Below are 22,540 nucleotides of genomic sequence, written 5' to 3' on the forward strand. Positions count from 1 at the left end.
TATCCTAAGCGGCCTCAGCTCGACGTTTACGAGAGATGAGCGACTTCGAAACCATGATCCGCCGCTAGCTGTACGACTTGCGTCTCGCTAGCCGCAGCAATGGCTGTTCCAGGGCGAACCATGACAATGCTGCGATGGAAATCGAAACAATCATGGCGGTGCAGGTCACAAGGATTTGCGGCGTCGTCGCTATATCTGGTCTGCCACCAAGTACGAAGCCGTGCAGCACGCCGTTGACCGGCTGATGTACCAGATAAAGGCAATATGAGATCGCGCCCAAGGAGCGCAAAACCTTTGAGCGCAGGAACCTGAGCTTCGTCCAACCCTGCGCCGCGAGAAGGATATAAGACGCGAACAGGGGGGCCATCAACGCCAGAAAAACATGGTTCTGCTCCGTGAATATCAAAACGTCAAAGGCCGCTATGGACGCGAGCGGGATAAGGCGGAGAATGATCTCCGGCACTTTGATGTGTTGCTGGATATAGGCGGAAAGCACGCCAACCAGGAGAATGTGGCCATTGCTGAAAAGCAGCAACCTTGATGCTATGTCGGCGCCAGTCGCGTAGAGAACGACACGGGTCAGGAAGCAGAGTGCAATGCCGCTGATAATCGCCGGCAACAAAGCCCGCGCCGGTACAAGCATCATCAGTAACGGAACGACAAGATAGAACTGCTCCTCTACGGCAACCGTCCATGTCGGCAGAAGCCACAACGATCCAGTTTCACCTCGCCATGCCATTACAAAGTTTTGGGTGAACGTGAAATAGAACGGGGCGGACAGAGGCTCGTCAATCCAAGGCGCCGAGCCGCATAGCCAGATGAATCCTAGCGTCGCGGCGAGCGTCACGAAGTAGACCGGCATTATGCGCAGCGCGCGTCTGGTGTAGAAGACCGATAAGAAATTTAGACTGTCTTTGCGTTCCAGAATGATGGAGCCTATCAAAAATCCCGAGAGCACGAAGAACAGGCTGACGCCCATCCAGCCGAAAGAGAAGCCGATAAGAGCATGGTCCACCTCTCCAAAGTAATGGGCGATAACGACGGCCAAGACGGCAACACCTCGCGCTCCATCCAACTCAGGAATGCGCGCTCCACTTGAGATTTGAACGCGCAGCTGCAGTGAGCGCTCTACGCAGGGTTGCGCCCATTCTGAACCGTTCATGAAAAGAGGTCCTGCCAGCCCCTGAAGTCGTGGCAAACTAGCACCGCGACCGGTAATAGAGCAAATCCTTGCGCCTACCTTAAGCTCAACGCCAAATGCTGTGACCGCCGTCAGCCCGCAGCATCCCATGCAGCGTGGTCACATCGTCGGGAAGAGAATGTGGCCGGAGACGTCTACGTGTGGGCGTCGTCGAGGCCCAACTTTTCGGGCGGATCTGCCGAAAGGTTTGGGGGAGGCCGCCGATGGATCGAGCTCGCGGACCAAAGGTCCTTGGCGATTGGTAACGGCGCGATGTGCAGGTTGGCCCACCAGGCTTTCTCGTTGCCGTGGCGATGCAGATCCTGATGGTGCGCGCGGCACAGCGGCACGGTGAACTCGTCGCCGACCTTGCGGCCCAAAGATCTCGGTTGAGCGAACTTCAGGTGATGCGGGTCGGTCGGGGTTTGTTTGCAGACGAGACAGGGCTGGCCACGGACGAAAAGTAAGCGTGTAGCCGAAGCCGTTCAGGCTCTGAAGTTCCACGGCATGAGGGCATCGATCTGAGTGATCGGCCACCGGTTCGCGATGCGCTCGAGCGTTTGCGTGAGCCAGGCGAGTGGATCGACGTCGTTCATTTTGGCGGTCTGCAGAAGCGTAGCGATGGTCGCCCAGGAGCGGCCGCCACCATGGCTACCCGCGAAGAGCGCATTTTTTCTTGTGATTGCCTGGGGTCTGATGGTCCGCTCGACGATATTGGAGTCGATCTCGATACGACCGTCGCTCAGAAAGCGCTCGAGTGCGGCGCGTCTGGATGTGGCATAGCGGATCGCCTCGGCGAGCTTGGATTTGCCGGACAGACGCGGCAGCTCCTTCTCCCACAGATCGAACAGCGCCGCAACGATGGGGGCGGACCTTTGCTGGCGCGCATTCAGCCGCGTCTCAGGATCCTGGCCGCGGATATCGGTCTCGATCTCCCACAGCTCGACCATGGTGGTGACGGTCTGTGTCGCCAGGCGCGAGCTCTCGTTGACGTGAAGCTCGTAGAACCGTCTCCTGACGTGGGCAAAGCACGCTGCAAGCCGCACTCCCTCGTTGGCGCCCGCCGACCTGGCGAGCCGATTATAGGCGGCATAGCCATCGACCTGGAGGATGCCAGCAAAGCCTGCCAGATGGCGCTCGACGCATTCGCCGCCACGGCTGTCCTCGAAGCGATAAGCGACCATCGGTGGACCGATGCCGCCAAACGGCCGGTCGTCACGGGCATAAGCCCACAGCCAGGCCTTTTGCGTCTTGCCGGATCCGGGAGCGAGCGTTGGCAGGGTCGTCTCATCGGCGAAGATCCGTTCGCCTTGCTTGACCTTTTCCAGCACATAGTCGGCCAGCGGCTGCAATTCGAAGCCGACCTTGCCCATCCACTGCGCCATCAACGAGCGGTCCAGCTCGACCCGATCGCGGGCGTAGATCGCTTCCTGCCGGTAAAGCGGCAGCCCGTCCGCATATTTGGAGACGGCAATCTGGGCCAGAAGCGCTTCAGTCGGAAGGCCGCTCTCGATCAAATGGGCAGGCGCTGGCGCCTGTACCACGCCGTCGCGGTTGCGATAGGCGTATTTCGGGCGGCGCGTGACGATCACGCGGAACTTCGCCGGCGTCACATCCAGCCGCTTCGACACGTCCTCGCCGATCAGCACCTTCTCCAGCCCCTCGCACCCGGCAGGAACCTCCGGCTCGATGACGATCTCCACCCGCTCCAGATGCGCCCCGAACTCCTTGCGCGGCCGCGGCACGCGTTTCGGCATGTCCTTGCCGCCAGCCTTGGCCAGTTCGGCTTCAACCGCCGACACGCCGGTCTCAATCTCCTCGAACACGAAGGCGATCTGCTCCGTGCTCAGCTTGTCGCTGCGCAAGCGTTCCGACCGCGTGCCGTAAAGCGTGCGCTCCAGCATTTTGACGATCGCCGTCAGCTCCACGATCCGCGCATCGGCGGCCTTGTTGATCGCCGTAAGATCGGTGTTTGCAGCGGCAATGCGGCTGTTCTCGGCCTCGATCGCCGCCCGCTCTTCCGCCAAGGCGACGATCAGCGCGTGGGCTTCGGCAAGCGTCGTCGGGAGCTCTGTAACGGGCGTCGTCATCGTCGCCATCACAGCAGAGTCGCCGCCACTCTTCCAAACTTTTCAGCACCCTGATTCAATTCGCCGCAGCTTGTCAGCCTACCGTTTCTGGGCGCTTCACAACCACCGGACGCACCTTCGTCCAGTCCAGCCCGTCAATCAGCGCGAGCAACTGCGCATGGTTCAGCTGCACCCGGGTCGGCGCAATCCTCGGCCAGCAGAACTTTGACTCCTCGAGAGTCTTGGCAAACAGGCATACCCCGCTGCCGTCCCACCAAACCGCCTTGATCCGATCCGCCCTTTTCGAACGGAACACGTACAGTGCTCCGCTGAAGGGGTCGGCCCCACCATCTCGAACCAGCGCCATCAAACCCGTGGCTCCCTTGCGGAAGTCGACCGGCGTGCTGGCCACGTAAACCTGAACACCCGCCGGGATCATGCCTGCCGAACCGCCCGGATCACAGCAGCAAGCCGCCCCGCCTCCACATCTCCACCAACGCGCACCACGACATCGCCGATGACGATTTCCACCATCTCCCCCGCCATGGTCTCAAAGCGCGCGAACTTAACCGATCGGTCTCGCGCCCCAGAGAGCGGCGCCACCATTCCCGAGGCCAGCGCCTTGCGTCGCCACGCAAACAACTGCGATGGATCGATCCCATGACAGCGCGCTATCGCCGACACGTTCGCCCCCGGCGCAAACGTTTCCCCGACGATGCGATCCTTCTCCTCCCGCGACCAGGTGCGGTAGCTCCGCCCGGGACTCACCGAAAGCCGCTCGGCCGCCGCTGTGATAACTTCGAAATTCTTGGTATCAGACATATGTTCGCTCTCATGAACTCCTGGGACAAATCACCAGGAGATTCTCTGACAATCGAACATCATCCGCTACGTGGGATGACCTACACGCTTACGACGAAAAGGAGATGCGCCTTGCTGCGCTTGCGGGGGCTTTCCTTGGGAAAAGCGAGCCCGGCATCCGGAGCGTCGTAAAGGGGTTGACCTTGCTCAGGTTCGGCGCCCGCCGCGGCGTCCGGCGGAGATGGTGGGGCGGAGTTTGGCTCCAAGGGTGCGGCTGACCATTCCTCCGCGAGATCGGTGACGGGAGGAGCGGTCTCGAGCCGGCTCTGATAGGCGGCCTCGACCAACCGGGCGTCGCGCTCAAGCAGGGTGTTTTTGAGCGGCAGGCTCGCCTTGGCCCAGGCCAGCAGGTCGTCGCCGGAATGTGAGCTCTCAAGCTCGCTCAGTAGCCGCGCGCGCAACTCGGCCGATGGCTGGGGCGCAAGCACCGCGGGGCGGTTGAGGACGCCCTTGGCGGGCTTGGATCCGGGAACGGCTTGGGGCCTGGCGGGCGATGAGCCGGCAACCGCGTCCGGGGCGTCGAGATCGTCTTCGCCGGCGATCCCGACTAGGGCGAACAGGGCATAGCGGCGGGCGTAGGTTAAGGCCGCCCCCATCCGGTGCGGCGCCTCGGTGGCGCTGGCTGCGCAGACCGGCCAGTCGGAGGCGATCCATTCCCCGGACGAATGAGCCAGCAGGGTGGTCAGGAGAATCTGCCCCGTGGCTGCCTCCAGTCGCGTGGTCTGGACGGTGGCGATCTCCTGCCGGCTTAAGGCCTTGCGGACGATGTCGAGGCCGGAGGCAAGGGAGGCGTAGCGGAAGGTCCGATCGTCCTCCCTTGGGAACGGCGAGCGGATGGTGGCGGTCAGGGTCTTCTCGGGGTTGATCAGTTCCGCCTGAGCTCGGGCGAGGGCTGCCGCGATGGCGCCGATGTGCTCACTGGACTGCATCGGCGTGCTCCATCGCAACGGGATCGAAACTGATGGCGCCGGATTTGGAACGCTTGGCCTTGACGCCGTGGCCGGTTGCCTCCTTGGCATCCTCTGGCACGAGCTTCTTCAACTCCGCTTTGGCAAGCTCGTGGTCGCCGTGCGCCGCGCGGGTTCGCAAATACGTGGCCGCGAGTTCGGCCCAAAGATTGGACGCGCTCATGTCGACGACCTTGACTGCCGCGAGCCGTGGGCGGGGGGCTTCGACCCCGAACAGGCTGGGGGGATCCCCGGTCTGGACGCAACGCCAGAACTTCCTTTCCGCCGTGAGCAGCAGGTGCTGGTAGAGCGGATCGGCATGGACCGTGATCTCGACCCATTTGCCGCCACCGGTGATGATGGACAGCACGGACGACCTTGCCGCGATCACCCACATGTTGTGCTGCAACTGCGCCATGTGCTTCTCGGCGGCGGTTTCCTCGGTGAAGGCCCAGGGCAGCATGAATTTGGCCTCGAACACTGCGCCCGTTTGTTCGATGGTGCCATCAAGTGTTGCCGCCATCCATTTGTGGATCGGGTGATGGACTCGCTTCTGAACATCATTGACATGTTGGCCGCTGCATCGCTCAAACCAGGCCCGGTTGAGATCTTCGGTCACCTTTCCAAGTTGGACGATCAGGTTTTGCGCAAGATCCACTGGCTCGGCTTCGCCGCGCTTTTCCCGCCATAGCCGAATGAGCTCGTGTTCATCGTCGCCCATGATGATCCGGGCGTCGGAGCCGCCAAGGAAATGGCGGCGGTTGCGTTCGATCGACATCGACATATTCTGTCCTCTTGCTGTGTCATGCTTTCGGACGGCATGTGCCGCCCGACAGTGTCCGCCGCGTCGGGGCCTGATGTGCGGGGCGAGCGAAGCCGTCGGGGTGCGACCCGCATATGCAGCGGATCATCGCAGGCTCTGTGGCTACGATTCGGACGTCTAAATTCGCCGACTGGAGATCTTACGCCGGGGCGCAGAGCGCGAGCCGTTTGCGGATTTCATGGATTGCGAGCCGTCAAAGCCTTGGGTCGAGGAGCGCTCTCAAGTGCCAACACGGCGAAAGATCCATTTGTGGCCTCTCCCTCGATACAGGGGCAATCCCGCGCGTCCTGACTGCGCTTGCATTGATCGGCATTTGGATTCAATCTGGATGAGGTTACATCTTGGTTTTGGTGATGCCTCATGCACTTCAACTTCCATCTCGACGATCAAACGGCCAAGGAATCGAACCGAACGGCCAAGAAACTCGGAGATACGCGCAGCGAGCTGATCCGGAAAGCGCTGCGCGAATGGCTGGACAAGAAGCCACTCGGCAGCCCTGGTTGGCCGTCGTTGATCTTTGAATGGCAGGGTGCTTCCGGTGCTCCGATTCGAATCGCATCGTGGCGAATTGCCGCCACCGCGTGAGCCTATTCGTGAAATACCTTCTCGGTACCAATGTGCTGAGTGACGTCGCACGCGGCGAACACGCCGTCACGTCAGGAAGCAACCGCCGCAACCGGCGTTTTCGCTGATCACGGAGCTGGAGGTCGAAGATGGACTTGCACGTTATCCCGATCTTGCTTACCCGAAGCAATGCTTTTGAATACGGTCTCGGTCTTGCCGTCGAGCGCGATGACGCTCGTTGGCAGCGCAATTGCGCGCAAGTCTCAACGGCCAAGGCATGCCGATAGCTGCCTATGATTGCTGCTCGCAGCTTGTGCCTTGCGCCGCGGTCTCAAAATCGGGACGCACAACGCGCGGGAGTTGATCCACGTGCGTGGGCCCAGGCTGGAGGATTGGCGCAGCCGTCGGACTTCGAAGTCCGCTATCTGCCCTGGTGTGGCGGATATCTCGCAAGACGCTGATGAGAAGATGTCTCGATGAAACCACCCAAGCGCCGACGGGCGACCAAGCCGAACAAGGAACCCAAGCTCTCGCGCACCCACGCACCCGCCGATCTATCGCCGGCGGACTGGCAACGCCGCTTGCGCCGCCAGTTCGGCCGCGAGCAGGCTTTCGGGCTCGAGAATCTGACCAGCGAGCCGTTCTTCTCCGAGTTCAGGGTCAGCAATCCTGCTTCGCATTCCAGCTACCGCGTGGCAATTCGAGGCTTGGGGCCAGGCGGCAATTTCTGTTCATGTCCCGACTACTCCAGCAGCGAGCTGGGAACCTGCAAGCATATCGAGTTTGCGCTCCGCCAACTGGAGAAGAAACGTGGCGCCAAGGCGGCGTTTGCGCGGGGCTACCAGCCGGGATTTTCCGAGCTCTATCTGCGCAATGATGGCAAACGCCGTGTGCATTTTCGCGCCGGAACGGACTGCCCGCGGGCGATAAGGGAGGCGGCCGCGGCGTTGTTCGATGCCGCCCGCGGCGGCATGCTTCCGGACGACCGTTATGGCGAGCTGGAGCCCTTCATGGCCATGGCATCTAAGAGCGGTCATGAGTTCCGCGCCTACGACGATGCACTGGATTTCATTGCCGGAAAACGGGACGCGGAATGGCGGGCCTCGAAGCTCGACCAGCTTTTCCCGCAAGGTGCCGCCGATCCCACGCTGCAGACGTTTTTGAAGGTGCCCCTCTATCCCTATCAGGCCGAAGGCGCGCTGTTCGCGACGCGGGCCGGCCGGGCGCTGATTGCCGACGACATGGGATTGGGCAAAACCATCCAGGCGATCGCCGCAACGGAGATCCTGGCGCGATATTTCGGCGTCTCGCGCCAGCTGGTGATCTGCCCAACTTCGCTCAAATACCAATGGCAAAGCGAGATTGCGCGATTTGCGGGACGAGATGGAGAGAATGCGGCGCGCGTCATCGGCGGTGGTCGGGAGCAACGGCAGAAGGACTACGCGCGGGATGACTTCTGCAAAATCACAAACTACGAAAAGCTCAAGCCCGATCTTGACCTGATCGCCGCTTGGGCGCCTGAATTGGTCATCGTCGATGAAGCACAGCGGGTCAAGAACTGGAACACCATCGCCGCGCGCGCCTTAAAGCGCATCGACAGCAGCTATGCGATCGTCCTGACCGGGACCCCTTTGGAAAACAAGCTGGAGGAACTGATATCCATCGTCCAGTTCGTCGATCAGCACCGGCTGGGGCCGACCTGGAAGCTGCTGCACGAGCACCAGGTCAAGGACGAAGGCGGGCGCGTCACCGGCTACACTGGGCTGGAGAAGATCGGCCAAACGCTAGCGCCGATCATGATCCGTCGCCGCAAGTCCGAGGTGCTGCGGCAACTGCCCAGTCGGACGGACCAGAACTTGCTGGTGCCGATGACCGAGATGCAGATGCTGTATCACCAGGAGAATGCCGATGTGGTGGCGAAAATCGTCCACCGCTGGCGCAAGACCAGATTCCTGTCGGACAAGGACCAGCGGCGGCTGACCTGTGCGCTGCAAAACATGCGCATGTCGTGCAACAGCACCTATTTGCTGGATCAGGAAACCGACCATGGTGTCAAGGCAGACGAACTGGCAGCGCTGCTGGACGAACTGCTCACTGACCCCGAAGCCAAGGCGGTGGTGTTCTCCCAATGGACCCGGACCCACGACATCGTCATCCGTCGCCTTGAAGCGCGGGGGACAGGCTATGTCAGCTTCCACGGGGGCGTGCCGTCGGAGAAGCGGCCGGCGCTGGTGGAGCGGTTCCGTTCCGATCCCGCTTGCCGCGTATTCCTGTCCACAGACGCCGGCAGCACGGGCCTCAATCTGCAGCATGCGTCGATGCTGGTAAACATGGACTTGCCGTGGAACCCTGCGATCCTAGAACAGCGTATCGCGCGCATTCATCGCATGGGGCAGGCACGGCCGGTGCAGGTCATCAATTTCGTGGCAAAGGGTACGATCGAGGAGGGCATGCTCTCTGTGCTGGCGTTCAAGCGCTCTCTGTCAGCCGGAATTCTCGATGGCGGTGGCGGCGAGATATCGCTTGGTGGTTCGCGCCTCAACCGCTTCATGAAGCAGGTGGAAAAAGTCACCGGGAGCATGAGCGAAAGCGAGGCCATGATGCCGGCGGAAGAGGTGACAAACATTGTCACCGCTGATAACGCCAAATCCTGGGATACCGCCAATGTGGATATGGACGTTGGTACCGGCGGGACGGCGGTTGCTGATGAGACAAAAGCGCCGCCGCATCATGCGGGTGCGGATCCGTGGATAGCGTTGGTGCAGGTTGGTGCGCAGTTTATCGCGGCGTTGGCCGCCGCCAATAATCCCGATGCTCCGACGCATCCCTGGATCGAGCGTGATCCAACCACAGGTGTGCAAAGCCTCAAGATACCGCTGCCGCCACCGGAAGCCGCGAGGCAACTCGCCAATGCGCTTTCCGCGCTCACTGACAGCTTAGGGGGAAAGATTGGATGAGGGGGGACCGCATCAAATAGTCGCTTTCGTTGCCAGACAGGTGCACCGGCCTCAGACCGTATGAGCGACGGCAGGGATACGTACGCCGGTGTCGATCAGCACGCCGTATGGGAGGCTAGCTAGCCCGGATATCTCACAGTCCGATTTGTGTTCGGCCAATTTGAGGGCGGTGCCCGTTCGGGCGGGCGGGAGTTGAGTTTTGGCGGGCCGATGGAGCTTTGGGACTCGCCAAAAGCGAGTCTCGGCCTCGATCGACACGATCTGCGGGTATCGGACGGCGCGGCATTGCCGAACGATCGGCGAGCATCGACAGTGATGTCGGCGGCGCGGTTGGCTCAGCCGGTGTCGGGCGCGATGGCGAGCGCGTGACATGCCTTCGCAAAGACGGCCTTGTAGGGACAGCCGGACGCCATGGCGAACTTGATGCGGCGGACGCTGATGGTAACGAGAGCTCCGATCTTGAGCAGCTTGCGGCGGATGGTGCGCAACTGGCGTCAGCTAGGTCGGTCGCCTGCAAACCCAACGAGAAGGGGCCTCGGACCGCTCCGAGGCCCCCTCACTGCCGCTGGCGTACATCCGGCCAGCAACCGTTATCCCCATATTGGCGCGTACTTCTTGGACAAATTGCGACCACCCCCGGGTTGAACAAGGGCATCCTGTAGTTAGAGTGCTGACGATGGTAGCGCGGGCCGTGTGATGGGCGTCCAGCATGGCCTCTCTCGCAGCGCTCCATGTGGCCAACCTTTACCGGCTACCCTGGCCGAAGGTGCAAACGCATCGCCTCTGATTCAGATGTCCATTCCGGCGAGGCGCAATGCTTGCGCGTTCGCCGGTTCGCAGCCGTCCGCTGCTTGCGGCTGCACCGACGCGCGGCTCAAAGAAAAATGCCAACGAACTGCAGCCGGCCGGGCTCCGTAAGAATCCGGGGGCAATGCCAGTGGTCATTGACGGAGCATCGACGCGGCGTTTCGGCTCGTTGATCGACGTTGGCATCGACGCCGCCGCGACAGCGTGGCACCCGTCAAATGTCATTGAAAATGTTGACAAAACAAGCCGCCGGCGATTTGGCCGATCAGTCTCCCTCGGCGTCGCAATCAGCCTTCGCTTAATTGGATAACGAAGCGTTGTGCGCCAGCTCCGAATTTTGTTGGTCGATCACAACTGAAGTTTAATCGCCGCGCAATATTAATGCTCGAATTAGGCTTTTAAGCGCTTGAGGACAGCATGACCGCGTCCGTGGGATGGGAAATTGGAATGCCCACCTGGCGAGGGTCGGCACCCGGTTTTTGGAAGGCGCATCGCCTCCTGAGACACTTTGCCAGCAACGAGTCCGGCAGCTATGCAATCATCATCGCCTTGCTGATGCCGGTCCTGGCCGGGACGGCAGGCCTCGGCACTGAGGTCGCGTGGTGGTTCTACAAGCACAAGAACATGCTGAGCGCCGCCGACTCCGCGGCCGTCAGCGCGGCAACCGCGGGCAAGAATCTCGCGGCCGAGGCCAACGCGATCGCGACGTTCTACGGCTACGCCAACGGGGTCAATAACGTGACCGTCACGGTGAACCAGCCACCGTCCACGGGAAGCTTCACCTCAAGCCCTCAAGCCGTCGAGGTCATCATCACCCAGCCGCAACCGCGGCTGCTGTCGGCGTTGTTCGGTTCCGGAGCGGTGCCCGTCACGGCCCGCGCCGTCGCACTCGGCAACAGCGGAACTGGCTGCGTGCTGGCGCTCGACCCGACCGCCAATCCGGCCGTGACCGTGAAGGGCAACACCCAGCTCAACCTGATCAATTGCAACCTCTATGACGATTCCAACGCCGGCTCGGCGCTCAATGTCACCGGCACCGCCGCGATATCCGCGAACATGGTCGGCGTCGTCGGCGGTGTATCCGGCGCGAGCAGCATCACCACCACCAACGGCATCCGGACCGGCATCAGGGCGATGGCCGATCCCTATGCCAATGTCACGCCCACGATGCCGACCTGGTGCGACTACTCGAACAAGTTCAATGTGAAGGGGACGACGACGCTCAGTCCGGCAAGCTATTGCGGCGACATCTCGGTGGCCGCGGGTGCCACGCTGACCCTCAATCCGGGGATCTACTATTTCAACGGCGCGAACCTGTCAGTGGCCGGCAACGCCACCATTACGGGAACGGGCGTCACCCTGGTCTTTACCGGTTCGCCGGGCAATTGGGGCTCGGCGACGATCGGAAGCAACGCCAATGTCAGCCTCACGGCGCCGGCAAGTGGAGTCACCGCGGGAATTGCAATCTACGGCGACAGGAGGATACCGGTCGGCACCAGCTTCTCGCTGACCGGCGGCGGCACGCAGAACCTGCAGGGAGCAATCTACCTGCCGACCGGGGCGCTGAGCTTCAGCGGCGGTAATGGCACAAGCACGACGTGCACGCAGATCATCGCCGACACGATCTCGATCGTCGGAAGTTCGAGTGTCCAGGTCAATTGCGCGGCGATGGGCGGCAATGCCATTGGTACCGCGACAGCGCAGCTTGTCGAGTAAAGCCGGAGTGGTCAGATGCAAACGGACGTGACAGCTGGTGAGTGCCGTTCTCAACGGCGTCGCATATTTTTCGGTCGCAAGTTCGGAACTGACGCACGCGGTGTCGCGGCAATCGAATTCGGCATCATGGTTCCGCTGCTTTCGCTGCTGGTGGTTTCAGTAACCGACATCGGCCTTGCGATCTACCGCAAGATGCAGGTGGAGGGTTCGGCGCAGGCGGGTGTCGAATTCGCCATCGCGCACGGGTTCGACAGCAATGCAATTACGACTGCGGTGGCGGCCGCGACCAATTCCAATGTGATCAGCGCGTCGCCTGTCCCGATCAAATTCTGCGGGTGTGCGACCGCCTCTGGCGTCAGCGGCGTGACCTGCGGCGCAACGTGTCCGGGAGGTGGGTTGGCGGGGACATACACCATCGTCTCCGCACAAGGCAGCTACTCGACCATCATCAACTATCAGGTCGTTCCAAACAGCTATGTCATCAACTCCCAGTCGACGGCGAGGCTGCAGTGAAACGTGCGGGATTCTGGCCCGATCGAAGCGGTGCATCGGCACTCGAGTTCGGCCTGATCGCGCCGCTCTTCTTCACGTTCCTGTTCGGCGTGATCGAGTTCGGGCTGTTGATGTGGACGCAAGTTGGCATGCAGCATGCAGTGGAGGTCACGGCGCGATGCGCCAGTGTGAACGCCACGCTTTGCCCCACCAGCAATCCGAGCGCGATCACCGCCTACGCAACCCAGCAGGCGTTTGGGCTGAGCTTGCCGGCCTCGACGTTCACCTACAACGCCGCGGCCTGCGGCAACCAGATCAGCGCGAACTATCAGTTCCAGTTTCCCCAGGTCCTCAATCTGGCTCCGTTCACGCTGACGGCTGCGGCCTGTTTTCCCGCCTGAACGCTGGCCGGCGGATCTGCCGTGCCGGACATGAGGCGTCGGGGCAATGATCCATGTGGGTGCAGAACCGGCCGACATCGCGAGAGCTTTATCGATATGCGGTTTCCTCTTTGGAAGCCCTGTGGCCGCGCCGAGTCGCGTGACGAGCACGCGCCCGTCCAGCAACTCAATTATCAAATTCGCGCCGCCAACCGCGCGATTTAGACAAGGCTATACTCTGTCCCTTTGGATAAAGCGCTTCGCGGCCTCGATCGCCTCCAGCAGGAACGGGGAGAGCATGAAGAAGGCGCCCATTCCAACCGAGACGATGATGTGGCGCAGGGAAACCTTCTCGTCATCCTCGAACGGGTAGGTGTCCTTGTCGATCGTTGCGGGCGCGAGATGTGCGCCCGCACGGCTCGCCGGCCCCGGCCGTTGCGGCTTTCGTGGTGGCGTCCTGACGATCACAAACAGCACGTTCAGGAGCAGCCAGATCGCAACCAGCATGAGTAAGGTGCGCAAGGTCCAACCTCGACAACGGGATTCTCTTTCCCGCCAAGCCAAAGAAACAAGATTGCCGCTGCGCTCATCAGCGGCCCGCTTTGGTGATCAAAATTGCTTTTACCCTCTAATCCACCGCCTTGTGGACTCCGTAGTAACGCGGTGTTGCCTCGGAACTTTGGTGAATGGCGGGAGGCGATCGGGTCATGCCAGCTCGCCACGCCCAGTTCCGGACAGCAACTAGCTAGGCTCATCTTGAAGCCAACCCTCCCACCTGCGCATCGGCCTGCACGCTCCGCAAAAACCCTGCTTGCGCTCCGCCGGTTGCGGGAAAATCTGCCTTCCTTCTTGTAATGCAGGGGCAAGATGGAAGCATATTTTTCTGGTCGCGCTTTCGATCGCCGTCGCCGCAATTGCCAATGCGCGGGGCCGCAACGCGGGCGGATGGTTTCAACTCGCCCTCATCATTTCACCGCGCTTAGCATTGCTTCTCGTACGGGTAATGCAGCGCAAGAACGGGCCGCCCACTCCGGCTAGCGGCACCGCCTCGGCGTTGTTCAAGGAACCACCCTGTTGTAGATCCGGTAGCTCGCTCACCCGGTCAGCTGATCCACTTTTCCCGCTTCCAGGCATCACCAGGGTGGATCCGATAGGCTTGAACGTGGATTCCCGCTTCGCTGCAGCGAGATGTTGGCGGTCGCGGAGACGATGCAAGGTCGAGGCGTTGCACGCACAGACGGACTACGTGACCGCCGCCCAGTTGAATTTTTCGCGGGGGCGCCGCGGGCGCCGCGCCATCTCGGCCGCCTGGAACCAATATCGTAACTGTGGATGACGCGCGGCCCAGGCCAGCATCGCGCATGAGATGCCGAGATCGTCATGCTTGCCGGCGCGGCACGTATAGACGGTTCCGGTCTGGCGGAACTCGACCTCGAGTTCGATGAGCTGCTGGAACGCCTTTTGAAGTTCAGGCGTGTCAGCGAGACGCACCTGGTTGACTTGCATGAGGCCATGAAGTTGCTCGATCAGGTAGCTACGGCCGACGGTATAGACCAGGATCGCGCCATGGCCGCAGGGACGCCGCTCAGCGCTCTCGCCGTTGCCGGATCGTGTGATCTGCAGCCCGATCAGCCGCGGCCCGAATGTCTGCAGCAGAACCTCGGCATAGCTCGCATCATTGCTGAGGTCGGCGATGATCAAGGCGTTGTGACCCCACCGGCGATCCACCTCGGCGAGCGCGTTCGCCCGTCCCGAACCGTAGAGCTGCTGCGGCAGTTCAACCGCTTCGCGCAGCCCGATCAGGCCTTCGCCGCCGGGGCTGTTGCCGCCGATCACGGCGGTCGAGCGGTCGCGGGTGCGGCCAACGTCATGCGCCATGAGGAGGGGATGAAAGACTGACCATGTCGTCACGTCATAGGGATTGTACCTCATTGGAATAACCTCGAAGCTGGTAGCGAACGAAAGGGATTGGGGGCCGCCCGTGCCATTTCGGCGTGAGGCTGGAGCGCTTGGCCGCGCGGCACCAAGGGCGGCGTCACGCAGGTCGCCCGGTCAAACAGCTCCCAGCTGAACGGGCTGGTATGGGTGCCGGCGGGAATACCAAGATACTCGCGCTTGAAATAGTCGTCGCCAAACGCAGCGCGCTCTTGCTGCAAAAAATTGGCCGTCAGCGGACAGTCCGGCATGTCGGCGGTGGCCTGCAATCTGATCCAGCTGTCGCCATCGCTCTCCCAGGCCTGCCAGAACGGATCGGTCCGGCTCCACGCCGTCGACAGCATCGCAAATCGTGAATGCGCAAACCGCGCGCGCATCGGGCGGACCGCGGCGATCAGGTCGGTCGACAGCCGTGCCGCCTCGTCGGCGATGATCCAGCCGTCGACCGACAGGCCTCTGATCGAATCGTCGCTGCCGGGCAACGCCAACACGCGCGATCGGTTCTTCAGTTCAAGGCCATAGGTGTTGTCGACGACAAGATCGACCCCCGCAGCGGTCAATACGTCCCTGACGCGCCGCACCGCTTCGCCGCTTTGGCGTTGCGCCGGACAGGCCACCACCGAGAGGCTGTTGTCATTGTGGACCATTTGATGGGCAATCGCCCATGCCGCCGCCGTCGTCTTGCCGACTTGCCGCGCCGTAAGCGCCAGGAGCTGCGTGCCCCGTGGCGCCCGCAAGAATTGCATCTGCCAGCACAAAGGTGTCTGGCCAACGACTTCCTTGACCCAGCAGGCGGGATCGAGCCGATAGGCGAGCTTATACAGACTGTTCATGGGCCATCTCCAACAGGGCTGATGCAAGTTTTTCCTTCATCGCCGGCTCATGATCAAAGCGTTCGACCAGGCGCTCGAACACACGATCGAGATCGGCATTGCTTTGCGGCTGTTCGCTTGCGCGGGTGTCGTGATGAGCGGCAAGGCGGTACAGGCTATCGAGGGTTTGCCGCACCGAGTTCAAGCCGGCGAGCGCCGTCTTCAGCGACCCTTCCGCTTCGGCCTGGCGTGCGATGGCGTCGATGCGGTCTTTGAGCGCGGCGTAGGCGGTGCTGAGTTGTCCGGGGGATGGCAGGCATGCGGCCGCAGCCGACCCCCGGGCCGTTTCCTTCATGATGGCATTCGAAGAGCCAAGCCCCAGACAGTTGACGCGGTGGCGGTGCAGGCTCGAGGCGTTGATGCCATAGTCTTTCGCGATCTGGTTGCCCGGCTCGCCGGCTGCCAGACGACGGTCGATCTCAGCACGCTTGACGTGCTGGCATGAGCTACACTTCCTCGACATCGGATTACCCCCTTCGGCACCGAACGCCAATCTCCACGGCTGGTTGGCGCACAGACGCTTGAAACTGTTCCAACCACCACGCTGGGAGCCGAATCTTTCGATCGCGACGCGGTCCCCGTCGGGTGGTTAATGGGCAGTCAAAAGGGCAATGGTTATGGGAGAATTAATGGTCGAATTTAGCGGCGAGAAAGGCTTGCGGCTGACGATCGATCCCGGAACGTCTCCGCAAACAGAAAGGGCGCTGGTCGTGCTCGAACTGGCGGGGAAATCAAGTCCCGAAATATGCCGCTTCGCCTGGTTCAAAGCCGAATGCGTGTCTCGAAAATCGCAAGGAAGCGGGCCGTCGAAGGCCGGCACTTTTGTCGAGGGCGTGGGGTCGAGCGCTCGCGGCCGGGCTTTGGTCACATCCGGCTGGCAACCCGATAAATGTCGTTTTCGTCTTGGGGGGCCGCCGTTGAGGGGAGAGGCACCGTTCTAACCAGGGATGGAAGAGTGGCACAAATCCACCGGCCGCCGGCATCCGATACCTCGCTTCTAAATCGTAGCCCGACGCTTAGATTTGCCGTTGCGGCAAATGAACCGGTTCAGCCGAATGCAGGATCGTCTTTGCGGGGCGGCGGATGTCAAAATGATCGGCGTTGCCTTCCCCCTGAACCGGTATCTCGGACGGGATAGGTCGTTACCAGTCAGTATGACAGTCAAACCGCGCGAGCCCGCGCTCGTCGCCCGATCTCTCGATTGTTCGCCCGCCCTGATCGGAGTCTTGTCCCTGCGCATGCCGCGCTCTCGCTTGATTGTCTTCCCAGGCCCAAAGGGCAAGCCGGCTAATGAGCAGGCAGGACGGCGTCGACCTGACGGCTGTCCTTCCTGACAATGAGGATTGTACCGTCGTGGATTGCAAATCGGGCGCCGGTCAGTTTGGGCAGCTTGTCCGTGAGCGGCGAAGGCAACGGGATCGTGCCGCCCGTGATCGGATCTCCGATCGCGACATAGGGCGCCGGCGGTCCGGCGAAAGGCGCGGGTTTGATGTACTCCCTGATCAACTCAATGTCTTCGCGCGACAGGTTGAGCGCGGCTTGGTCGGCGCGCGGTTCAACTCTGGCCTTGCCTTTGTCGTCTGCCGCTGGCTTGTTTTGGCGAGCCTCCTGCTGCTCGGTTCCCTGTCTGGCTTTTTCCGCGTGTTCGAGCTTTTCCAATCGGTCGCTGAATGATCCAAGTTCTCGATCGAGCCTGGTGATTTCGATCTTGAGCGATTTCGTCTGAACAAGAGCGATCAGCGCGGCAGCGCACGCCGCAAGCGCGAAAAAGCTGAGGAACGCCGATATGGCGGCGCCCATCCTTCCGGCAGCCCGCCTGGGTGTTGGGTTGTCCTTCTTGCCGAGACCTTTCCACCCGCTGGCGACGGATCTCATCCTGGCGTTGAGTGCGGCAAAGACCCGTGCTCGCCGGAGCGGCTTACGATCCGAATCCTGCCGTATCGGTCGAAAGTCGGACGCAGGAACGACGACGGGATGATCCCGATGCCCCACACTTGATGATCGGATCGCGTCCAGACGATCCATTTCGCCTAAATCCGGCTCGCCGATTTCTGGGTTCGCGATCCGATCAGCAGTTTCCGGTGCGGTCATTGCGTGTGTGTCAAGGCCGTCCTGTTCTGGAGGCGCACTGCTTGGCGATGTCGGACAATCCGTGGGAAAGCTGCTCCTTGCCAGCGAATACAGCAGCGAGCGTCCGGCATCCGTAATCTGCAACCAGCCATTGTCCCGGAAGACCAAACCAGATGTGAAAATATCGATCTCGCCGATCTCAGGGAAGCGATTGAGCTGTTCGGTCTGACTTTGGCTCGGTCCAAAAGCTCCGGCATCATGCGTGACTTCATCGAGCGTTGCCCGACCATCAGGACGATGGGCCAATGCGTTCAAGACCTCCAGTCTAAGCCTCACCTTACACTCCCGCGGTCCATTGAGTCGCACCGGCACAAAAGCATAGATCAGAAGCTCAGTCAGGCGCCTGGCCCAAACGATTGTCTTTGGCCGGATCCGCGCTTCGGCCGAATTGGCCACCATCAGCATCTGGTGCCCGGCATGGCGGTTATCCGTTTTCTCCCGCGCGGCAGATAGACCGCGAGGTGCCCCGCCGCAGCCGCTACGGGAAGCTCGCTGGGCGCAGACACCGGTGTCAGTTCCGCAGCCTCACACCGGCGCCGCCGCCATTCCTGGCAATGAATTGAATGCCAGCTTCCTCCAGAGCCCTCTGAAGTGAGAGCACCGCTTGCCGCGAGACGTCGCGGCGAGACTTTTCAAAATCAACGATGGTTGAAAGCCCGAGACCTGCGAGCTCGGCGAGCGCGGGCTGCGTGATGTCCAGGAGCGCACGCGCCGCCCGGCATTGCCCAGGAGAAATTGGGTAGGTTTTCATTTTTTGATTGACGCGTATATTGAATGGTGATTCAATAGAAAATGTTGATACATACCAGCCCCTGATGCTTCATCCCTTATCGCAAAAATCCTGCAGAAAGCCACAGTCGATGTCGATTCCTTCGAGAAAACAGCAACATAAGCCAGACCGGATGAACTTCATCGGCGGCTCCGACGCCCGCACCATCATGGGCAAGGACGAGAAAGCCCTGCTGCGGCTGTGGCGGGAAAAGCGGGGCGAGGCTACGGCGCCGGACCTTTCCGGAGAGCTGATCGTCCAGCTTGGCCTGGTCACCGAGGACCTCAACCGCCGCTGGTACGAGCTCAACTCCGGCAAACGGATCTCCGACGTCCAACGCCACGCCGTTCACCGGACGATCCCCTGGATGGCCGCCACCCTGGATGGGTTGGTCGAGGAAACCGGGGCGGTCTTCGAAGCCAAATTCATGCTGCCGTGGTCATTCTCCGAAGAAGCCGCAGCGGAGAAGCACATGGCCCAGCTTCAACACAACATGTTGGTCGCGGGCACCCGGGAATCTGTCCTCTCGATCATCAATGGCGGCGGCAAATGGATCGAGCTCTCGATCTCGGCCGACCCGATCTACCAGACCATCCTCATCGCCGCCGAAAAGGCCTTCTGGCGGGCGGTCAAGACTGGCGAACCCCCGGCGCTGTTCGACTGTGAGCCTCCAAAGCCCCGTATCGAAGCCGTCCGCGTGGTCGACATGGATGCTTCCAACTCCTGGGGCGAGTTTGCTTCCCTCTATCTCGTGACCCGGGACGCTCACCTCGATCATGAACGGGCCAAGACCGAGCTCAAGGTGCTGATGCCGGAAGATGCAAAGGAGGCGGCAGGCCATGGAGTCCGGGCCAAACGATCCAAATCGGGTGCCGTCAGCTTCGACCTCGTGAATCAGGAGAGTTCTCATGCATCGGTCCAGTGAAAGCGTCGGCTCGATCGCAACCGCACTTGCAAAAGCCCAGACCGAACTCACCAACCCCGAGAAATCGATGGTCGGCTCCATCCTCCACAATAACCGGGGAGACAATCCGCAGACCTTCCGCTATGCGCCCCTTTCGAGTGGCCTGGAGATCGTCCGCAAGACCTTGGGCGGGCAACAGATCGCGGTGGCGCAGACCACCGACGTTGATCGGGTCAATGGCTTGATCAGTCTCACAACAGTCTTGATGCACACCTCGGGTGAGTGGATCTCGTCGGACTGGCCGGTTTGCGTGCTCTCGGAAGCGTCTGCGCCGCGACGAATGGGAGCTGCACTGACCTACGCGCGGCGCTACGCTCTTTTCACCTTGGTAGGAATCGCCGGCGAGGACGACCTCGACGCGCCGCCCGACCTTACCACCGACTCGCCAGCCGGCGACAGCGTAGTAGCCGCGGCGCCCAATCCCATCATTGTGCGACCGCCGGCTCGATCAAGCCAAATCGAGGCCGGCAAGCCTGGCGTCCAGCCCGTTCGCGACAAGCCCAGCGCAGAGCAGTCGGCCGCGATCAGCGCGCAACTGATTCAAGAGATCGAAACGCTGGGGGAGGATGACCTGCGGTCGCGCGCGATCGCCATCCTGAAGGCCAAGAACCGGTTGTCAGCGGATGATGCCAAGAGGCTCGAGGACGCCTTCGAGGCCAGGATAGCCTTGCACCCGGAGATTTTGACGACGGTTGAACCAACGCCCCCTCAAGCAGGACCGGCGGTGAAGCATCCGTCCACGGGATCTGCGGATCCAGAGAAGCGGCCGAGGGGGCGCCCGAGAAAGATCAAAGCCGCAGTCGAACCATCCGCTACAATTCCTGCCGTTCCCTTCGAACCAGCCATTGATGCGTCCCTCCCTGCTTCGACACACCACCAAGCCGACGCCGCTCCCGGCAAGATCCAAAAAAGCGAGCTTTGGATCAGCGAACCGCGTCGGTTTCGCGACAAGGCCCATCTCAAGTTCGTTGGGTCGCAGCCCTGTCTGGTCTGCGGCAGAAATCCGGCGGACGCCCACCATCTGAGGTTCACCCAGTCCCGCGGGATGGGCCTCAAGGTCAGCGACGAGTTCACGGTGCCTTTGTGCCGAGCCCACCACAGGGATAATCACAACTATGGAGACGAGATCGCCTGGTGGGAAAGACGGGCGATCGATCCCGTCGCCACGGCGCGCGCGCTTTGGATCTCAACGCGGCGGATCGAATGAGAAAGAAAAATATCAAATCTGTGCACGGAGAAAGGCAATCAGCTTTGATCTGGTCTAGCGTGGATTTCGATACAGATCCAACTTGAGATTCACGGGGCCTGATCACCTCATTTAATTCGCTAGGAATTGTCACGATGCAAAACAACCTCACTTCCAAAAAAGACGCGCGGGTCCCGCGCGAGCTCGATCCGTTCATCAAGTGCCCGCGGTTGCTGCCGGGCGAATCCGAGAAAGATTACTATGCACTGTTCGACCTCATGGTTGAGGAGATCTGTCCCGAGGAGGCTTCGGAGTGGCTGGTGGCAGCCGATATCGTCGGGCTGTTTTGGGAAATCGCGCGTTATCGAGCCTGGAAGGGCGCTATCCTCAATCTCAATCGCCGACAAGCGCTCGTGACGGCACTGTGGGATACACACCCCAGCCGTCTCCCCACGCAGCCCTCGCCGGTTATCGTCGCGAGGGCGAACACAGAGGCCGACGAGTGCTACGCAAATCCGGAGTTTCGCCGGGCTCTGGAGCCGCGCCTGGCCCAGCGTGGCTATGATGAAGAAGCCATCAACGCGGGGGCATTTTTGGAAGCAATCGAACCGCTCTCGAAAATCGACCGGTTTTTGGCTTCGGCGCGCGGGCAGCTCCAGGTCATGCTGAAACAAGTGTACGTGCGCAGGGAGTTTGCCAACCGCGCCCGCAAGGCGCTGAATGACCGCCTCGATGCGGCGGCGGCCAAGGTCCCCCAGCCCAAGCAGATCGGACCGAACTAGCCGAGCACAATAGTGACCTCCGCTCGCAAAATCGAATCCAACCGAAGCAACGCCTCCCGGAGTACCGGTCCACGGACTCCGGGAGGCAAGTCACATTCCAGTTTTTCCTCAAGGATCAGCTTACACTCGCTGCTGAGCAACTGAGGAAACTCAGCGTCGATGCTGCAAAGTATTCGAAGGAGGATTAAATCGGGCGGCAGTTCGCCGGTCGGCTGGCAACAATGATCCCGGGCATTTGTCCTTGTGTTAGGCAGCGTCGGCCTGCGCTAGATTAATTGTCTTATTCGTATTGCATTCCTCGAAGTGAGAAGCGATTTCGGCTTCAGCGAGACGCTCCCAACGTTCGGCCTCACTTAGCCATTTCCAACCTTCCTCGGGACGAAGAGCCGCCTGCTGACGGCAGCGCGCACTTGATGCTCGGTAGCTGCGAACATTCTTCATTGCGAACTCCTTCAATTGGGCACCTGTCTGTCCGTGCGGGCGATTACGATTATGCGACAGAACCAAAATGAGTGGCTACCAACGGCCGTCAACCCAGGTGGCCTAAAAACTCCCACCCTTAGGGGCGGGTATTAGTTGCGAGACTCCATGACAGGTCACAGACCGTCGCAGAAGACAATTTCGTACCAACGAGCTTTGACGGCTGTATTACAGCCTTATCTGAGTATCTGTTCAGGATGGACTGTGAGGCGAAGGGCTTCTGCCGAGCCGTGAATGATCGCAGAGCAAGAAGCGGAACTCGAGGGCATCCGATTGTGCGACACGAGCGGATTTTGTTGATCGGACAAAGCTGAAGTTTAATCGTCGCGCAATATAATATTTTGAATAGTGGAACTAGGCTTTTAGGCACTTGAGGATAGCATGATGCGGCGTTTCGCGACGTTGGCATCGACGAGCGGCTGGCGAGGCGGGGGACCCGTCGGATGTCATTGGAAATGTTGATAATTCAAGCCACTGGCGCTTCAGCCGATCAGGCCTCCCTCGGCGTCGAAACCACCCCTAACGAAGCGTTACGCGCCAGCTCCGAATTTTGTTGATTGAACACAACTGAATTTTAATCGCCGTGCGGTAATTTAAATTGTGGAACTAGGCTTTCAAGCGCTTGA

At 60.9% G+C, this 22,540-nt stretch carries 22 protein-coding genes and 3 pseudogenes; 10 read left to right on the forward strand and 15 right to left on the reverse strand.

The annotated features are described in order from the left end of the window. Positions 1-64 precede the first annotated feature (64 nt). From ACP2YO_RS20695 to ACP2YO_RS20725, 7 genes and pseudogenes are all read right to left on the reverse strand, one after another. The gene (locus tag ACP2YO_RS20695; protein ID WP_426442457.1) at positions 65-1,162 is read right to left on the reverse strand and encodes an acyltransferase family protein; all 1,098 of its coding nucleotides are present in this window, start codon (positions 1,160-1,162) and stop codon (positions 65-67) included. 173 nt (positions 1,163-1,335) lie between these two features. Continuing rightward, a pseudogene (locus ACP2YO_RS20700) lies at positions 1,336-1,659 on the reverse strand (ERF family protein); the annotation flags it as partial. A 6-nt stretch (positions 1,660-1,665) separates the two neighbouring features. Then, positions 1,666-3,270 carry an IS66 family transposase gene (tnpC, locus tag ACP2YO_RS20705; RefSeq protein WP_426443053.1) on the reverse strand — a complete coding sequence of 535 codons (1,605 nt, stop codon included), beginning with the start codon at positions 3,268-3,270 and terminating at the stop codon, positions 1,666-1,668. 73 nt (positions 3,271-3,343) lie between these two features. Beyond that, positions 3,344-3,688: an IS66 family insertion sequence element accessory protein TnpB gene (gene tnpB, locus ACP2YO_RS20710; protein WP_426433797.1), complete on the reverse strand. Its 345-nt coding sequence runs from the start codon at positions 3,686-3,688 to the stop codon at positions 3,344-3,346. Then, the gene (locus ACP2YO_RS20715; RefSeq protein ID WP_426435284.1) at positions 3,685-4,071 is read right to left on the reverse strand and encodes a transposase; all 387 of its coding nucleotides are present in this window, start codon (positions 4,069-4,071) and stop codon (positions 3,685-3,687) included. The genes tnpB and ACP2YO_RS20715 overlap by 4 nt, the downstream gene beginning before the upstream one ends. A gap of 92 nt (positions 4,072-4,163) precedes the next feature. After that, positions 4,164-5,039, reverse strand: a pseudogene (locus tag ACP2YO_RS20720) (ERF family protein); the annotation flags it as partial. Continuing rightward, the gene (locus tag ACP2YO_RS20725) at positions 5,026-5,841 is read right to left on the reverse strand and encodes a YqaJ viral recombinase family protein (RefSeq protein ID WP_426442458.1); all 816 of its coding nucleotides are present in this window, start codon (positions 5,839-5,841) and stop codon (positions 5,026-5,028) included. The pseudogene ACP2YO_RS20720 and the gene ACP2YO_RS20725, both read right to left, overlap by 14 nt. A gap of 399 nt (positions 5,842-6,240) precedes the next feature. On the opposite strand from ACP2YO_RS20725, the gene ACP2YO_RS20730 reads away from it, so the two are divergent. Together ACP2YO_RS20730 and ACP2YO_RS20735 are read left to right on the forward strand one after the other, a co-directional pair. Continuing rightward, positions 6,241-6,465: a ribbon-helix-helix domain-containing protein gene (locus ACP2YO_RS20730; RefSeq protein WP_426442459.1), complete on the forward strand. Its 225-nt coding sequence runs from the start codon at positions 6,241-6,243 to the stop codon at positions 6,463-6,465. Between the two features lie 455 nt (positions 6,466-6,920). Next, positions 6,921-9,401: a DEAD/DEAH box helicase gene (locus ACP2YO_RS20735; protein WP_426442460.1), complete on the forward strand. Its 2,481-nt coding sequence runs from the start codon at positions 6,921-6,923 to the stop codon at positions 9,399-9,401. Between the two features lie 335 nt (positions 9,402-9,736). Here ACP2YO_RS20735 and ACP2YO_RS20740 read toward each other — a convergent pair. After that, positions 9,737-9,924: pseudogene (locus ACP2YO_RS20740) on the reverse strand (transposase); the annotation flags it as partial. Between the two features lie 291 nt (positions 9,925-10,215). Between ACP2YO_RS20740 and ACP2YO_RS20745 the strand changes: the two are divergent. From ACP2YO_RS20745 to ACP2YO_RS20760, 4 genes are all read left to right on the forward strand, one after another. Beyond that, a complete protein-coding gene (locus ACP2YO_RS20745) occupies positions 10,216-10,518 on the forward strand; it encodes a hypothetical protein (protein ID WP_426442461.1) in 303 nt (100 codons plus the stop codon). Positions 10,519-10,655: 137 nt separating this feature from the next. Then, positions 10,656-11,924: a TadE/TadG family type IV pilus assembly protein gene (locus ACP2YO_RS20750; protein ID WP_426442462.1), complete on the forward strand. Its 1,269-nt coding sequence runs from the start codon at positions 10,656-10,658 to the stop codon at positions 11,922-11,924. Positions 11,925-12,035: 111 nt separating this feature from the next. Next, the gene (locus ACP2YO_RS20755) at positions 12,036-12,437 is read left to right on the forward strand and encodes a TadE/TadG family type IV pilus assembly protein (protein WP_426443267.1); all 402 of its coding nucleotides are present in this window, start codon (positions 12,036-12,038) and stop codon (positions 12,435-12,437) included. After that, on the forward strand, positions 12,434-12,817 hold the full coding sequence (locus tag ACP2YO_RS20760) for a TadE/TadG family type IV pilus assembly protein (protein ID WP_426442463.1): 384 nt from the start codon (positions 12,434-12,436) through the stop codon (positions 12,815-12,817). Before ACP2YO_RS20755 ends, ACP2YO_RS20760 begins: the two co-directional genes overlap by 4 nt. A 210-nt stretch (positions 12,818-13,027) precedes the next feature. Here the strand turns inward: ACP2YO_RS20760 and ACP2YO_RS20765 are convergent, their stop codons facing one another. From ACP2YO_RS20765 to ACP2YO_RS20780, 4 genes are all read right to left on the reverse strand, one after another. Further along, the gene (locus tag ACP2YO_RS20765) at positions 13,028-13,318 is read right to left on the reverse strand and encodes a hypothetical protein (protein WP_426442464.1); all 291 of its coding nucleotides are present in this window, start codon (positions 13,316-13,318) and stop codon (positions 13,028-13,030) included. 720 nt (positions 13,319-14,038) lie between these two features. Next, the gene (locus tag ACP2YO_RS20770; RefSeq protein WP_426442465.1) at positions 14,039-14,728 is read right to left on the reverse strand and encodes a hypothetical protein; all 690 of its coding nucleotides are present in this window, start codon (positions 14,726-14,728) and stop codon (positions 14,039-14,041) included. Beyond that, complete coding sequence (locus ACP2YO_RS20775; protein ID WP_426442466.1) at positions 14,725-15,564, reverse strand: terminase large subunit domain-containing protein; 840 nt, start codon at positions 15,562-15,564, stop codon at positions 14,725-14,727. The genes ACP2YO_RS20770 and ACP2YO_RS20775 overlap by 4 nt, the downstream gene beginning before the upstream one ends. After that, complete coding sequence (locus tag ACP2YO_RS20780; protein ID WP_426442467.1) at positions 15,548-16,096, reverse strand: hypothetical protein; 549 nt, start codon at positions 16,094-16,096, stop codon at positions 15,548-15,550. Before ACP2YO_RS20780 ends, ACP2YO_RS20775 begins: the two co-directional genes overlap by 17 nt. Before the next feature lie 136 nt (positions 16,097-16,232). Between ACP2YO_RS20780 and ACP2YO_RS20785 the strand changes: the two genes are divergently transcribed. After that, positions 16,233-16,544: a hypothetical protein gene (locus ACP2YO_RS20785; protein ID WP_426442468.1), complete on the forward strand. Its 312-nt coding sequence runs from the start codon at positions 16,233-16,235 to the stop codon at positions 16,542-16,544. Positions 16,545-16,890: 346 nt separating this feature from the next. Here the strand turns inward: ACP2YO_RS20785 and ACP2YO_RS20790 are convergent, their stop codons facing one another. Both ACP2YO_RS20790 and ACP2YO_RS20795 read right to left on the reverse strand, forming a co-directional pair. Continuing rightward, positions 16,891-18,138, reverse strand: a complete 1,248-nt coding sequence (locus ACP2YO_RS20790; RefSeq protein WP_426442469.1) for a hypothetical protein — start codon at positions 18,136-18,138, stop codon at positions 16,891-16,893. A gap of 106 nt (positions 18,139-18,244) precedes the next feature. Further along, the gene (locus ACP2YO_RS20795) at positions 18,245-18,484 is read right to left on the reverse strand and encodes a helix-turn-helix domain-containing protein (RefSeq protein WP_426442470.1); all 240 of its coding nucleotides are present in this window, start codon (positions 18,482-18,484) and stop codon (positions 18,245-18,247) included. A 151-nt stretch (positions 18,485-18,635) separates the two neighbouring features. Here ACP2YO_RS20795 and ACP2YO_RS20800 point away from each other — a divergent pair, with 151 nt between their 5' ends. From ACP2YO_RS20800 to ACP2YO_RS20810, 3 genes are all read left to right on the forward strand, one after another. Next, entirely contained in the window at positions 18,636-19,427 is a 792-nt protein-coding gene (locus ACP2YO_RS20800) for a YqaJ viral recombinase family protein (RefSeq protein ID WP_426442471.1), read from the forward strand. Between the two features lie 67 nt (positions 19,428-19,494). Next, entirely contained in the window at positions 19,495-20,673 is a 1,179-nt protein-coding gene (locus ACP2YO_RS20805; RefSeq protein WP_426434884.1) for an ERF family protein, read from the forward strand. A gap of 134 nt (positions 20,674-20,807) precedes the next feature. Next, positions 20,808-21,434 carry a hypothetical protein gene (locus tag ACP2YO_RS20810; RefSeq protein WP_426442472.1) on the forward strand — a complete coding sequence of 209 codons (627 nt, stop codon included), beginning with the start codon at positions 20,808-20,810 and terminating at the stop codon, positions 21,432-21,434. A 246-nt stretch (positions 21,435-21,680) separates the two neighbouring features. On the opposite strand, the gene ACP2YO_RS20815 is transcribed toward ACP2YO_RS20810, so the two are convergent. Next, positions 21,681-21,875 carry a hypothetical protein gene (locus ACP2YO_RS20815; protein ID WP_426442473.1) on the reverse strand — a complete coding sequence of 65 codons (195 nt, stop codon included), beginning with the start codon at positions 21,873-21,875 and terminating at the stop codon, positions 21,681-21,683. Positions 21,876-22,540 lie beyond the last annotated feature (665 nt).

The organism is Bradyrhizobium genosp. P (assembly GCF_049949265.1).
GTDB lineage: Bacteria > Pseudomonadota > Alphaproteobacteria > Rhizobiales > Xanthobacteraceae > Bradyrhizobium.

What these genes read in the sequence shown, in the direction of transcription:
- ACP2YO_RS20730 (WP_426442459.1), top strand. Translation starts at nt 6,241, where the DNA reads ATGCACTTCAACTTCCATCTCGACGATCAAACGGCCAAGGAATCGAAC.
- tnpC (WP_426443053.1), bottom strand. Translation starts at nt 3,270, where the DNA reads ATGACGACGCCCGTTACAGAGCTCCCGACGACGCTTGCCGAAGCCCAC.
- ACP2YO_RS20695 (WP_426442457.1), bottom strand. Translation starts at nt 1,162, where the DNA reads ATGAACGGTTCAGAATGGGCGCAACCCTGCGTAGAGCGCTCACTGCAG.
- ACP2YO_RS20800 (WP_426442471.1), top strand. Translation starts at nt 18,636, where the DNA reads ATGAACTTCATCGGCGGCTCCGACGCCCGCACCATCATGGGCAAGGAC.
- ACP2YO_RS20735 (WP_426442460.1), top strand. Translation starts at nt 6,921, where the DNA reads ATGAAACCACCCAAGCGCCGACGGGCGACCAAGCCGAACAAGGAACCC.
- ACP2YO_RS20725 (WP_426442458.1), bottom strand. Translation starts at nt 5,841, where the DNA reads ATGTCGATGTCGATCGAACGCAACCGCCGCCATTTCCTTGGCGGCTCC.
- ACP2YO_RS20815 (WP_426442473.1), bottom strand. Translation starts at nt 21,875, where the DNA reads ATGAAGAATGTTCGCAGCTACCGAGCATCAAGTGCGCGCTGCCGTCAG.
- ACP2YO_RS20810 (WP_426442472.1), top strand. Translation starts at nt 20,808, where the DNA reads ATGCAAAACAACCTCACTTCCAAAAAAGACGCGCGGGTCCCGCGCGAG.
- ACP2YO_RS20785 (WP_426442468.1), top strand. Translation starts at nt 16,233, where the DNA reads ATGGTCGAATTTAGCGGCGAGAAAGGCTTGCGGCTGACGATCGATCCC.
- ACP2YO_RS20750 (WP_426442462.1), top strand. Translation starts at nt 10,656, where the DNA reads ATGCCCACCTGGCGAGGGTCGGCACCCGGTTTTTGGAAGGCGCATCGC.
- ACP2YO_RS20805 (WP_426434884.1), top strand. Translation starts at nt 19,495, where the DNA reads ATGGTCGGCTCCATCCTCCACAATAACCGGGGAGACAATCCGCAGACC.
- ACP2YO_RS20745 (WP_426442461.1), top strand. Translation starts at nt 10,216, where the DNA reads ATGCTTGCGCGTTCGCCGGTTCGCAGCCGTCCGCTGCTTGCGGCTGCA.
- ACP2YO_RS20715 (WP_426435284.1), bottom strand. Translation starts at nt 4,071, where the DNA reads ATGTCTGATACCAAGAATTTCGAAGTTATCACAGCGGCGGCCGAGCGG.
- ACP2YO_RS20770 (WP_426442465.1), bottom strand. Translation starts at nt 14,728, where the DNA reads ATGAGGTACAATCCCTATGACGTGACGACATGGTCAGTCTTTCATCCC.
- tnpB (WP_426433797.1), bottom strand. Translation starts at nt 3,688, where the DNA reads ATGATCCCGGCGGGTGTTCAGGTTTACGTGGCCAGCACGCCGGTCGAC.
- ACP2YO_RS20775 (WP_426442466.1), bottom strand. Translation starts at nt 15,564, where the DNA reads ATGAACAGTCTGTATAAGCTCGCCTATCGGCTCGATCCCGCCTGCTGG.
- ACP2YO_RS20795 (WP_426442470.1), bottom strand. Translation starts at nt 18,484, where the DNA reads ATGAAAACCTACCCAATTTCTCCTGGGCAATGCCGGGCGGCGCGTGCG.
- ACP2YO_RS20790 (WP_426442469.1), bottom strand. Translation starts at nt 18,138, where the DNA reads ATGCTGATGGTGGCCAATTCGGCCGAAGCGCGGATCCGGCCAAAGACA.